Consider the following 13,716-nt stretch of genomic DNA (forward strand, 5'->3'; position numbering starts at 1 on the left):
GGCTTCCATCACCCAAAGTCGCAGAAGTCAAAATAAATTGAGGCTTCCTCTCTCCGTTAATTCTTCCTTTTAATCTTCCCATCAGAAAAGCTGTTTCTATGCCTGTTGCTCCTGCATAGACGTGTGCCTCGTCCAAAACCACAAACTTAAAATTGGAATTACTAAAAATTGTATCATCGCCCGGGCGAAAGAGCATATGTTCCAACATCGCATAATTTGTAAATAAAATGTGTGGTGGGTGTTCTTTCATCCTTTCGCGTGAAACTTCCTCGTTTGGCAATCGTTTTCTCAATTCAGGATATTTCTCATTGGCGTACATTGCTTCATAAAGTTTTATCGCGTCCGCCTCTTTATTTTCAGTACCGCCATTATATACACCAAACCTAATATCGGGATAATTCATTAAAATTTCACGCAAGCCCTTGATTTGGTCGTTTGCCAAAGCATTCATCGGATAAATGAAAACCGCTCTAACACCATCATTGAGCTTTCCTTGCTCTTTTTCGCGCAACAATTCATTAATTAGGGTCTGCTGAAAAACTCAGCAGACCAATTCATATTTAATTCGGTTTGCGTCCGCTATTTCCCGGTTCCGATAACTATTATTGCGTCCATCCGATTTATTAGCGATTATCTCCAACAGCAATGCTGAAAAACTAAACCATAAGTTCTGAATAAGACACGGGAGTGCCATCCCCGCCAATTTGACCAGGTTTAGCACAAGGAAGATGCAGGCAATCCATGATTCGCTTGTTTGTCGGAGTCTGGCTTTGATACGGTTTAAGCCATAACCTGTTTTGGCTTGTCCAAACTTTCCTTCTATTGGATTACGCTCTCCCGGACTTACATGAATTGACATGGGCGAAGGCCTGCCCAGTGGCTTTGCTAAAAGTTTGATGCCTTTTTCCTTGAGCATAACCCGATTGGGACGACTACAGTAAATCTGATCAGCGAGTACTTCGCGGGGGTAGCATCCGAACCGTTCACGATACTTTTCAACATAGTGCTCCATGTGACTTCCCTCGTTAAAAGCATCCCAGGAAAGTTCATCCAGAAACGAGATGCCATCAATAATGGAAACATGTATCTTGGAACCAAACTCTACCTTGGCTTGACTCTTTCCTCTGACTATGGGGCGTACATGAGGTTGATGGATGCTTACTATCCGGTCTTCCACTGTATGCGTCCTGGACTTATACATGTACAACTGTTGATCAAACAAGGTCTGGATAACATACAAATATTTCCGATCCTTCTTCTTTAAGGGAAGGTTAGGATAAGCATCCAGCAACCGATGGATAGAATTTATATTCCGCTTGAGATACCCCAATTGAATGCGAACGGAGTTTCTGATCTCTTTCTTGCTCTTTTTCTTCTTCTGGGCTGTCTTCAGATAGCGTTTGCGAGCAACCTTGCGGTAGCTACGCGGCTTTTTATCATGTAACAGATGGGTATAGAGCTGATCAATCAGGTTTTCCGATATTTCACGAGCTTCGTTGAGCAGATTCAAATCCGTTGGATAAGCAATATCCTGTGGACAAGCAGTAGCATCAAAAATGATCCGGCCTTTGTTCGCTGAGCCACCGGATAAGGAATCCTCATCAGGATCAATGCCGGAATCGTCTTTATCCGATTCTTTTTTCACAAACTCCATCCCTGTCTTCAACTGAACAATCCGCTCGTTGATCGCATTGATCGTATCTAGACCCAAGCGTTTTCGTAAATCCACAAACAGTGAAGCATCAAATGGGGCTTCATGGGTGAAGCTACAGTACCCCAGAAAGTATTGCATATAGATGTTTTCCGAAATCTGACTCACTGTCTCCCGATCATCCAAATTGCAAAGATGCTTGATCATTAGAGAACCCAAAACCACACGAGGACTCAATCCCGGTCGACCCGTTGAACTAACCCCTACATGTTTGAGGTAAAGATTGCAAATCTCATCCCAGGGAATCAAATGGGACAATACAACCCAACGGTTTCCCGGATCGAGTTGCTGATCGAATGGATTTTCAAATCCCGATAAAACCAACTGATTCGGACTCGCATAATTGGGACTAAGTGCACGACTTTTGCGCTGTTTCTTCATATATCCTTGCATTTGGAAAAAACAAATATAAGTATTTTCACTCATCCTTAACGAATTATCAGTTTATCAGCAGACCCTAATTACAGGAATAACAAAACAGTTTGTTTTACCGCTACCCGTACCCGTTGAAACAACAACATTTTTTCCTGCAACGATTTTCTCGACTGCTTTTTCTTGGTGCAAATACAAAGGACGAGAAACAGGAAGTTTTGGTTCGTGTATCTTGTCTTTTTCCAAATCTCTGAAAAGTGAAGACAATATACCTTTTTCTATCAGTTCATCAAGCGTTTTGCCCGACTTGAACGAATCTTTAATCTCAACAAAAGGTCCACTTGAAACCGTTTTTTCTAATTCTTCAACTAATCTTTTTTGCAGATTTTGATTACGGAAATGAAAGGTTGTACTTATATAACCAATGTACTCTTTCTTTATTTCTTCTGCGGCTTTTGCTGGATTAAACATATTCTTCTTCTTTAAATCTATATAAATTCATCTCGTCATACAGCTCATTTTGTTGTGCAATATTGCAAATACCCTTTCGTCTTTTATCGAAAAACAAACCACCGATAAAGTCATTTTCGCCTTCATAGCCTGCCACTAACCAAAGCGTAAAATTATCTCTCAGTTCAATCCTTACAGGATTTACTTTGTCATAATCTCCATTTTCGTTTTCCATTCTGTTTAACACTCTTGTTTCTCCATTTTGGTCTATTACGCACAATTGTCCTGTGTAATAAACATTTTCTTCTTCTTTAACTAATTCCAATTTGTCAATGAAGTATTTTGGAATAAATGAAATCCATTCAAAAGATTTTGCATTCATACAAGTTGCTGCCAATAGTTTGATTACTTTGTTTTTAAACCTCAATTTATCGAGAGTGCCAACCACTAAATCACCCTCAAAAATAGTATCGTACTTTTCTTCTTTTGAAAAGACATTTTTGTCTTTAATTTTCACAATTATTTTATAAAAATCTTCATCAAAATTACCAAATTGAATGTTTGTTGCACCAACTTTTTTCCTTCCGCTTTTCTCATTTTTTCCATTTGCTTTCGCAATAAGGAAAAAATCATTGTCTTTATCTCCAATAAAAGTATTCTCTACATCCCAACAAACTTTTCCATTTCTGTAAATTAACGGATTTTCCACAAAATGCTCCTTGGTGGCGATATTGAAAAGGTCAAATTTGTTTTTTCCATCTGAAAAACGAACAGAAATATTTGTGTAATTTTCATTAGCATAAATGGCTCGACCAATTTCAAATTTTCCGCTCTGATTTTTTGCAATTTCAAATGATTTACCGTCAACTTTCCCAAGAATAGATACTGTTTCATTTTCTTTTGGGCTGTCTATTTCCAATAAGTCTCCATTTTTCAACAAATCTTTATACCATATTTTTTTGTTAATCGGCTCATTATGCCATTCATCATCGTTTATTCGCCATTTCAAATAAGGTACTTTTACAACAAGAACACCATCGTTTAAGGGGCAAATAACTTCTTCATCTTGTTTACTCCAAGATAATTCTATTGTTTCATTATTGCTGTTTATGGTAATTTTTCGCCCAATGTCTCCGTAGTAAAATGGATTATTGAATTGTATATCAATCTCAGACAATACGATGATAGTTTCTTTTAATAGTTCCTTTTCTTTTTCGTAAGAATATAAGGATATTTCAGTTGGGTAATATTCGGAAATTAACCCAAGTATTTTTAATCCAAATTGATAACAATTCAGTTCAATCCGTTCGTAATTCAGTTCTTGTAGTTTGTAACGTTTATTGTCTATTTTCAATTCCAATGCTTTTAAATTGAAATTTTCGGGTATCATTAACTTAACAGCATTTTTGTACACAATGCAAGAAATATCATCTAATATCCATTCAACATCGGCTACACTCCCTATCAAACAAGCATTTTTGCCTAAACTTGCCGTCTTTGTTTTATCTATGAAAAAGACTTGCTTCGTTTCGCCGACTAAGCATTCTCCTGCATTTGGATAAATATTGTATAGATTTGTTCCAAAAGTTGATAGTTCGCCTGGAACACTTTTTAGTGCATCTATATCTTTTGAATAAACGAAGTAATTTGTCGGTTTATTTATTTGGCTGAAAATTTCTTTTTCGCCTTCAAACAAAATAAATTCTCTGTTAAGTGAAGAGGTTTTGCTCTTTTCCGAATCAAATATAACTATCTCGTTTTCCTTAATTTCAATCTTAATAGTGATAGCATCGGCACACTTCAACAATTCATTTAATTTAAACTCCTTTGTTTTTGTGGCAACAACCAATTCACCTCTTTTAGTCCTTAATTCTTCTGAATAAAGTTGTTCGCCATTCACATAAACCGCAAGCCATATTTTATTATTGCTGTTGTCTAACCTGATTGACGGAATGCAGAGAAAAACCTCATTTTCGTTTCTAATGTATTTCGCAACAATATCATGCTTTGAAACTGTTGGAACTCGTTTTTTGTGTACTATATCATCTGAAAGTTTTTCGGATTCAGTTTTATTTTTCCACCAATCAACAATATATCGTTCTAATCTTGTGTTTTCTTCGACTATCTCCCTATTAAATAGTTTGTTTATATTATAGAATGTATCTTTTATGAATTTAATGAACTCGACAGATAAGCTCTCATTCAAAACAAAAGAGCGTAAACCAATTTTTATAGAATATGCACTCGACCCGATAGAAACTAACTTATCTTCTCGATAGCCGCCTCCTAACACATTTTTCATTTGCTCTGCAGCAATTTCACAAAGCCATTCATCATCACTTGTAAAACCAAAATCTAAATCTTTTTTAAATACATTGTAACAAAGGTCAAAAAATGAACAAATACTGTTTTTGGGTGCAAACGAGTGCATCATCAAGGTGGCATAGTACTTTTGTCCATATGTAACCACTGGAATATTACAACTTCTACCGAGCCAACCAATTACATCTCTGTATTTTTGACAAAGTTGTTGATTAACATCAGAACCAAATAATATTTTAAATACATAATCCCAATATCCGCTGTTTTCTTCACTATCTTCATCAGTGCCGGATTGTTTCCAACGTTTTGCTATTTCAACAAGTGTCGCGAATATCAGATTATGATGATTTTTATTAAAATCATCACTTAAACTACCAACAACATCTACCATTAAGGAATATTCTTCTTCGGTAAAATCATGGTTTCCAATTAATTTATTTTCATTGAAAACTTTTTCTATCTGTTGAAGTAATCCATTCATGTTAATCGCAAATTCTTATTTCATACAAAAATAATAAACATCTAAGAATTAGACATGTTTCTATCTAAAAACCTTTATTTTATCTATTTCTTAGGTTTAGTTTCCTCATACATCTGATACCAATACATCGCTTTCTCTTTCCATTCTCTGTATTCATGAATGAAATATCCGGCAAGGAATGCAGAAGCCAAAGTAATTACCCACATCACAATATACCACTTCAAGCCTTTGGATGGTTGTTTTACTTTTCGAAGTTTATTTTCCATTTCGTTGATAAAGTTCCGGCTTAGTTGTTCAAACTTGTTAGTGTCAATAGAGATTTGCTTCTCACATAAGATATTTACACTCTCCCTGACTTGGTTTGCCGTTTCATCGTTCATTCGGGATATTTCCCTGAGCTGGTAGATTTGACCGCTCAGGATATTATCTGCTGTTTCGCGGGAAATATCCTCTTTTCCGGCAAACTTATTCCGGCGTTTGGAGTTTTTACTGTTGTCGTCCATAATATCGTTTTTTAGCTTTCTTCTTTTTATGTTTCAATGTATTATCTTCTTCTTCGGGATTGTGCCTATTGGGAGTAAACAAGTCTGCCAATAGCGAAGCTATGTCGGAACTTACTCCTGAATAGGATTGTTGATTGCTTGCATCTTGGTTGTGACTCTGCCGAATTTGTTGCGAATGATCCTCTTCCAGTGAAGAGGAAAAATTGTTGGCAAGCGACCGGAATCCAAACTCCCGACCTATTTCAGATGCTTTGAATGTCTGCCCCTCGTAAGTGAAGCGGATACCATAGGTATTCCCTTGCTTGTTCTTTGCTGATTCAACACCTATACTTTCGTTTTCCAATCCACGCAAAAAGCCCTCTAAACTGACGTTCTTGAATAATTCATAATAGGCAATTTGTTGGAGCTTTTCTTTTGTCTTTTGGCGTGCAGGGTCTGTATAGGCTTTCAGATGCTCTTTTTGTTTCTGAACATCCTTAGCTATCGTCAGTCCCATTTCACGGCTTATCTCTTCCGCAATCTTTGCCGAACGGTTGCTCATAAAGGTTGTATCGAATACTTTACTATCTACTCCGATGCGGTTTGCAATCAGGTGGATATGTGGTTTTCCTGTGTCTTTATGGGTGCAGGCTATCCATTGATGATTCTGCAATCCCATTTTTTTAGCGAATGTCCGTGCTATTTTAATCATATCTCCCGGTTTGAGTTTACCAATATCCTGCGGAGATATACCGATTTCATAACGCATATATTTGTTCTTGCATCGGTAGTTGTATTGATTAACCATTTCAAACTCCCGGAGAATGTCGGCAGGCGAATCACTTTCAACCATGTTCCTGCCGACTATCTTATCCAGCTTACCCTCACGCAAGGCATAATTAATCGCATTACCTCCGTGTGCTATTGCTTTTCCTTTTCCAATCATACGCCTAAAAGAATCGGTTATACAACTGTCGGGATTGTTCCAGATATTCCGCAATGGCGATCACTAATTGTGGGTCTTTGTTCCGTATAAGATTGGCAAGTCGGGCAATGGCATTATTATGTTCTTTCAGCTCCCGGAAGTATAAAATCTCTGTCGGGCTTAGCTTCGGGCTGGCAAGTATCCTACCTGTCAGGCATTGTTGCCGGCAATACTCGGAAAGGCTTACTCCCGACCTTTCAGCCATGCCCTCGATTCTCTCTTTTTCTAATTCCGTACATCGGAATTTTATATAGCTATTTTTCATTTGACTACTGATTATTTTGATAAAAAAACTGTCGAGAGCGAAGCGATTGCATTTTCCCGCCAGCGAAAGCGGTTCAGGCGGCAAGCGCAGTTTGTGGTAACAAACTGACGTCTTGCAATGCACTTCGCGCAAAGGTTAGCTCTACATCCTGTGCCCTTTCCTTTTCGTTGGAATCTGCCGTTTAAAAGAAGAGACGGCATTATTCTCTTTGACCTCTTTTTTGGGCTTAAATTTATCCCGCCAGTAATCGTTCAGGTCTTTATGATTTCGATAGAAAACAGACTGGTCGATTACCTCTTTACAAACCGGGCTTAAACATTGAACAGCCCGCTTGCCTGCTTCATCATTATCAAGAAAAGCGTGTATTGTCTGGTGGGTTTGAAGAAAAGGAATCGCTTTTGGAAGATTGGCTAATGAATTTAATATTGCCGAATCTATTGTTGGCGAAGCGTTCTGTTTTAGTGAGAGATAAGAGAGAAAATCAATAAAACCCTCGAATAGCATAACTGCATCATTGCCATTGTTTATAGTCGTAATATTCTTTGGAGTAGTACTTCCTTTGAAATACTTGTTCCGAAGTTCCCAGCCTCCGGCATCATTCTGAAAACCTATTGCAAAATATGGCTTACCATTTACTGAGTAATAAACTTCTTTGCAATATCGGTTTGCAATATCGGTCGAAATTCGTCTTTCTTTTAGATAATCAAGCAAAGCTGGATTTGACAATGACTGTATTTTGCGAATCGTTACTGTAGGTTCTTGTGTTTCCGGAATATTATTTCGTTGAAAAGAAAAAGGGCTCGTCTGTTGTACTGTCGTTATGTTGTACTGACTTAATGAAGTAATAACTTCATTCATTGAAGCATTATTGATTCGCATAACGAGGTCGATAATGCTTCCACCCTCGCCAGTTCCGTAATCAATCCACAAATTTTGATTGTAATCTACTTTCAAGCTGGCATCTCTATCTTCCCGGAAGGGAGAGTGATACATACCATATCGAACATTCTCTTTCGTCGGACATATCCCTATTTGCCCAAGATATTCCCGGATACTTATTTTCTTTATATCTTCTAAAGTCATAATCTTAAATTTTTGTTGATTTGTTGCGAAACGGATATATTTCGCAGATAATAAATGAGTTACGGTATCAACAGGCTCGCAACAAATCTTAGTTTCTAAACTCTTTGTTCTCCACAATCTTCGTTTTGTGGTATCTTTGTTGCGCTGTTGTTGCTTAGTTGTTCTTTTTGATTTTTAATTAGTTATAGATAAAAAAGAACATTACAACAGAATTTTATCTACCAAAGACTTTTCTATTTCTACGAAACGTCCTTTTTTTCTCACTGAATCCAATTCTCCATCAAATCTCTGCGAATAGAGGGTGTAATAACTGTTGTTCTCAGAATGGACACCCCAGTTATCTTTCAGTATATTGCGAATTTGATTGAGGTCGGCTTTCAGTCCGGCATTTTGAACTGCGTTTAATAAATCCTTTGTACAACAACGAAAAGTTATCTGTCCGGTCAACTCCATCATCTCGTTACAGTGAGAAGCCATTTCTATTTCAATCTTACTGGAATTGTATTTCTTGATTTTGTTCAGAGCAGGCGTTTCGAGTAAAGCTGGATTGAACCACATTCGAGACTCGTTCTGAGTGGATAGCTCTCTGTGAAGAAGAAAATGCAGAAAATGAGGAATTTCCTTTTCCATTAATTGTTTCAAGTCGGTTAAATAGTTCTCGACCGGACTGACTTTCCTAACCCAAAAACGGATTTCTTCCTTTGGAATTATAATCGGATTTCGTTCATTATTGGAACATAGAACGAATTTGGCGAAGAATTCAATCTCTCGTCGGTCTTTCCCTTTCGCTTCGATTTTATAATCTCCAGCTGTTGATAGATTCTTAATCTTTTCAGTATCTTCCATTTTGTTAAGGAGAAGTTCATCAATAAGAACCAGCAATCTATTCGCCCAATCAGCATTGAACTGACTTTTGAAGTCTTCGTTTGTGTTAAACGTAGCGTTTTTGCAGAATATCATCTTTAGAAACTTCAGGAAGGTGCTTTTTCCGGTGTTACGTTCAGTCGAGACTAATAAGATGATCGGTAGGATTTGAGTAGGCTTCTTGTAGAGTAGCTGTATATAATCATACGCCAGTTCTATCTGTTCCTCGAAAATATGTTCAAGGAACATGCAAATATATGGAAACTCTCCCTCGCAAGGAACGTGATTGACGGGTTCATATTGGTTTAGATAAGTCCCATATACCTGCATATAGTTGATATGATTCGGAATAATGCAAAAACCATCATACTTTTCAATCTCCGGCAGGTTATTCTTGCCATAATCCTGTCGAAGAGTTTCATAACTCCAAATTATCTTCTCCTCAATATAGTCGCCACTGATTAGCGGACGGCGGACAATCTTGTATAAAGTTGTGCCGACTCGGATATACTTTTCTTTATTTCCCATGACGTACTCCTTTCCTGCCGGTGCGTATCGCTTCGACATCTACGAGTTTGTACCGCTTTCGCCCTCCGAATGGGTAAGACTTGATATAACCTGTCTTCTCCCAACTCCATAAAGTGGAAGAATCAATTTTGAGGAGATTCAGCACCTCTTTTCTGCTGAGAAAGTCTTCTGGAGATTGGTCGTTCGTTTTTGGCTTGATACTACTGACCATCTCTTTGAAGATTTCTCGCAAATCTTCGAGTTTGAGTGTTACACTAACATTCGCCCCGGAATTCAATAAATCACGATAATTCATAATCGGAAATTTTAGAATTAAACAATAAATTACTTTCGGACTCAATCGAATCCGAGGCAAATAAAAAGAGAGATTTTTCGGAGACCCAAATCACTGGGTTATCTCCTCAAAATCTCTCCATTATCTCTAAAAAAAAGGATTATGAACGGTTTTCGGACATATATTTCGGGATATCGTCTATGTTCGGAATGGTGTGTTTCCGTGTTTGGTAGTCGTAAAGTTTCCCTTTTATTGTTGAGGGGGATAATTTATTCAGTTCGGAAAATACTGTTTTAAGCCAAGGAACTACTTCTTGTTTGTCATGCTCAAAATAGTGAGACATGTTCCATCCAAAGTGAAACATATCAGGGTTCTTTAGCTCTCTTGGCTTGATTGGAATTAGATTATCCGGCAAGCTCTCTTTTCGTGCAAAGTATTTGATATACTCATCAAGCCTTAGCAGTTCGTCATTTGTTATGTAGGGAGCCATCGTCAGATGGGAATATTCAATAAACAAATTTATTTTTGCTATTTCTTTATCAATGAATAGTTTATCTGCATTTCGCCTTATCTCGTCTATTGATTGAAGTCTCAACATTTCTTCTTTTTCACTGAGGGCGTTATTTATGTCTTCAATAACTATGCTTGTGGATTTGTTTTTTCTAGGCAATTTTTTCATTACCCAAGGAACAATACTATGAGCTAAAGTTGCAAGGATTATCAAATATAAAACAATGCATATACCGAGAATAATTATAAAAGTTAGATTTGCTGTACCAGTATCAAAGCCTTTCTCAAGCATAATTCTTCGTCCAATCATGGATATGATTACTCCGACAAGAACAACTATCGAGAGTAAAATTATATGGCTGTTGATTTTTCGGTAATCCATAACTTTGTGCTTAGTTTATTTTCCAGTAACCGCCTCTGTCTCCACCGACACGTTCAAGAATACCTTTGGCTTTAAGAGAATCTATATACCTATAAACAGTTGTCGTTCCTATATTTAGTTTTTCAGCTATGGATTTTCTTGATATCTTATTATCTTCTTTAATAAGAGCAACAATATCGGCTTCTTTTTGAGTCAAATTTTCTGCACCACTATCTATACCATTTTCTGCACCATCTGCACTATTTTCTGCACCGTTTTTTATGTCATCTGCACCATCCTCCGGTTTTGGGTCTGCATTCATAACAGTAACTTTGAAAGTGAAAATGTCTTTGAAATCAAAAATGGCTTGTCCGTTTTTATTTTCTTCGAGTATCTCCTGCACCATGTTTATTCCCCGGTTGAAGCGATTTACATAACCAAGGGTTTTCATTGCTTCTGCAATAACAGGATTACGATAGTCGTTTGCATTAGGAAAGTTTTCCGGTTGCACTTTACCATAAAGACCTCCCGGATTATCCAATTCTATCCTATCGGAATATTCATAAAACTTTGCAGGTGCATTTGTTTGATAATTACGGTGCATGATGAGATTCATCGCCAACTCTCTTATCGCCTCGTATGGATAATTGATTTTCATTTCCTCCCGCAAAACCGTAACAAATACCGGACGCTGTTTCTGAATAGTGTATTTGATAAAATAGTCTATCTCTCGCAGCATCGTAATTAGATTACCGGAAAACTGTCTTTCGTTTATTACCTTGGATGTTATTTTCTTTCCGGCAAATTCAACATACTGTATATATGATCCAAAGAGAATACGCTTTGGGTCTTTCCCTATTAATAAGATTCCGGCTACTGTTGGACAGTCTGAAGCTATATCGAAAAGTGTTAATGATGCCAATTGCTGTTTAATATCTCGTTTATCTGCCTTTAAGGTGTCAGTATTTACCATTTTAGGAAGATATTCTGTCCTAAATAAATCTAAGTCCAAGTCATCAATGGTGCTGTGTAAGCAAGGAGTAGTGTCGTATGTGGGAGATTTGACTTCGCTTTTTTCACGAAGGATTCTATCTTCTTCTTCATTGGCTTCGCTTTTTCTTGCTCCAATACGAACATAAGTCGTTCCTTTGTATTTAACGGGTGTAATTTTACTCGGTAGAACTTCAACGACAGCAAGGTCTCCTTCTGGAAAAGAAACTTTTTCTACCATCAATGCAGGTTTGGGCTGTATATTTCCATCAGAACGAAGACCGGCAAGACTACGCAACAATTCATCTGTAACTTTCAATCCGCAAAGAGTGCCATTGTCATGTGCTCCTACCATTAGATAGCCCGGCAATTTCTTATTGGGAAGATCATTAGCATAGGCACATATAGCTTTTGCAAACTTATCTGTATCTTTTGTTGAGATTGTTCGCTCGACACGTTCGTTCTCTATATCTTCCAGTAATTCTTTTATTTCGTCTTTTGAAATCATAAAAATCTGATATTTAATACAAAAGTACGTTTTTATTCTAACATACCGATTAATTCTTTCTTCATCTCGTCATCAATGGTTCTGTACCGGGCAAATGCTTTACTCCCCTCTTTATGTCCGCTCAATGCACCAACCAAATTCGGATCTTTTACTTTTTTATAGATATTTCCAATAAAACTACGCCTTGCCATATGTGAAGAAGCAACTGCATAAAGAGGTCTCTGAACTTCTTCTCTGGTTTGTTGGTCGAGAACTGTAACCATACGATCCAATCCGGCTCTTTTGAATGCTTCTTTTATCTTTCGGTTATAATCTTGTTCTGTATTATATGGAAAAATGGTTTCTCTCTCGTAATCTTTATATTTCTCAATGAGCTGTTTTGCCGTATCACTCAACGGAACTCGAACGGTTATTGCTCGTTCCTCTTTTGTTTTTCTCGGAATATATTCAATCGCATTGTCAATAATGCTTTTATAGGTCATTTTGTATAGGTCGCTAACCCTGCAACCAATCAGACATTGAAAAACAAAAATATCACGTTGGGTTTCCAGCTCTGCATTATCGGACAAATCAGCGTCTAATAGTTTGTTTCGCTCGTCATTGCTTATATAGATGGGAGTACCATAGACAATCTCGCCAATGGTAAAATGTTTGAATGGATTATTTGTGGTGTACTCATTATCGTTTGCCCAAATAATAAAGCTACGAAAACGGAGCATCATATCAGCAACGGAGTTTTGTCCACGAGGTTTCGGAATGCCTTTGGGAACTACGTTGCCATCTTCGTCTAATGTAGGTGGGCGTTTTCTCTTCGGAGTTTTAACTGCTATTTTGCTTGAATACGGAAATTCTTCATATATGGCTGGATATTTGAGAAAAGCCTCCCTCTCATTTCCTAGAAAATCTTCGATCTGTTGTAGTAAATCTAAAGATAAGTTGGCAAAAGACAGCTTAAATCCTCTATGCCCCTCTTTTTTCTTGAATAACTCAAAGCGGTGCAGACATCGCATTATTACTTTGAAATTTTTTTGACGTGGGACTGACAATTTATGAATAGAAAGGTATTTCTCCATCACATCAAAGAAGAATTCTTCTTTGGGAGCAACAGATTTTCGAGTAGGTTTATAAAACTTCTTTATTTCTTTTTCAATGAAAGGTCTGTCTATCGTGTTTTTATCTTCACTTGTATTTATGAGATTTTCAAGGTGTTCGGTCAGAGCTTTGAGTTTAGAACGCTTTTCTAGCAATAGTTCTCTTTCTTCTCCCTGTATCAGCGGAATATTAATATCATTTTTCTTCCCCCAGCGTTTTCTATCAACCCAAATGCCAGAGCCCACCCGGATACGAATATCACGAGAAACATACAACCGCAAACTTATCTCTGACTCTCCCGCGGTATTGACTGCTTTTCCTAAATAAAAATTGGTCTGTGCCATAAGTGAAAAATTTCTATATTCGCAAAGGTACAATAAATAAGAAAATTAGCAAGTTTCCGTGTCCGCAATTTGTCCGCATTTTTCAAAAAGTACT

General features: G+C 37.3%; 12 protein-coding genes and 1 pseudogene. All 13 read right to left on the bottom strand.

Going from position 1 to position 13,716, the window contains the following annotated elements:
• Positions 1–22: 22 nt before the first annotated feature.
• Positions 23–526: pseudogene (locus ACYQ3L_RS23475) on the bottom strand (DEAD/DEAH box helicase); the annotation flags it as partial.
• A gap of 15 nt (positions 527–541) precedes the next feature.
• Positions 542–2,092, bottom strand: coding sequence for an IS5 family transposase (locus ACYQ3L_RS23480; protein ID WP_459952245.1), 1,551 nt, complete (start codon positions 2,090–2,092; stop codon positions 542–544).
• A gap of 66 nt (positions 2,093–2,158) precedes the next feature.
• A complete protein-coding gene (locus ACYQ3L_RS23485) occupies positions 2,159–2,554 on the bottom strand; it encodes a DEAD/DEAH box helicase (protein WP_379998689.1) in 396 nt (131 codons plus the stop codon).
• Complete coding sequence (locus tag ACYQ3L_RS23490; protein WP_379998691.1) at positions 2,547–5,336, bottom strand: hypothetical protein; 2,790 nt, start codon at positions 5,334–5,336, stop codon at positions 2,547–2,549. The genes ACYQ3L_RS23485 and ACYQ3L_RS23490 overlap by 8 nt, the downstream gene beginning before the upstream one ends.
• Before the next feature lie 83 nt (positions 5,337–5,419).
• Positions 5,420–5,839: a hypothetical protein gene (locus tag ACYQ3L_RS23495; RefSeq protein WP_379998693.1), complete on the bottom strand. Its 420-nt coding sequence runs from the start codon at positions 5,837–5,839 to the stop codon at positions 5,420–5,422.
• Positions 5,823–6,764, bottom strand: a complete 942-nt coding sequence (locus ACYQ3L_RS23500; RefSeq protein WP_379998695.1) for a relaxase/mobilization nuclease domain-containing protein — start codon at positions 6,762–6,764, stop codon at positions 5,823–5,825. Before ACYQ3L_RS23500 ends, ACYQ3L_RS23495 begins: the two co-directional genes overlap by 17 nt.
• 4 nt (positions 6,765–6,768) lie before the next feature.
• Positions 6,769–7,068, bottom strand: coding sequence for a plasmid mobilization protein (locus ACYQ3L_RS23505; RefSeq protein WP_379998697.1), 300 nt, complete (start codon positions 7,066–7,068; stop codon positions 6,769–6,771).
• A 141-nt stretch (positions 7,069–7,209) separates the two neighbouring features.
• A complete protein-coding gene (locus tag ACYQ3L_RS23510) occupies positions 7,210–8,151 on the bottom strand; it encodes a toprim domain-containing protein (RefSeq protein WP_379998699.1) in 942 nt (313 codons plus the stop codon).
• 201 nt (positions 8,152–8,352) lie between these two features.
• Complete coding sequence (locus ACYQ3L_RS23515) at positions 8,353–9,543, bottom strand: primase-helicase family protein (RefSeq protein WP_379998701.1); 1,191 nt, start codon at positions 9,541–9,543, stop codon at positions 8,353–8,355.
• Positions 9,533–9,838, bottom strand: a complete 306-nt coding sequence (locus ACYQ3L_RS23520; RefSeq protein ID WP_379998703.1) for a helix-turn-helix transcriptional regulator — start codon at positions 9,836–9,838, stop codon at positions 9,533–9,535. The genes ACYQ3L_RS23515 and ACYQ3L_RS23520 overlap by 11 nt, the downstream gene beginning before the upstream one ends.
• Before the next feature lie 139 nt (positions 9,839–9,977).
• Complete coding sequence (locus ACYQ3L_RS23525) at positions 9,978–10,709, bottom strand: magnesium transporter (protein WP_379998705.1); 732 nt, start codon at positions 10,707–10,709, stop codon at positions 9,978–9,980.
• A gap of 10 nt (positions 10,710–10,719) precedes the next feature.
• On the bottom strand, positions 10,720–12,186 hold the full coding sequence (locus ACYQ3L_RS23530) for an RNA-binding domain-containing protein (RefSeq protein ID WP_379998707.1): 1,467 nt from the start codon (positions 12,184–12,186) through the stop codon (positions 10,720–10,722).
• 32 nt (positions 12,187–12,218) lie between these two features.
• Positions 12,219–13,622, bottom strand: a complete 1,404-nt coding sequence (locus tag ACYQ3L_RS23535) for a site-specific integrase (protein ID WP_379998709.1) — start codon at positions 13,620–13,622, stop codon at positions 12,219–12,221.
• Positions 13,623–13,716: the final 94 nt, after the last annotated feature.

This window comes from Dysgonomonas termitidis (genome assembly GCF_054657735.1).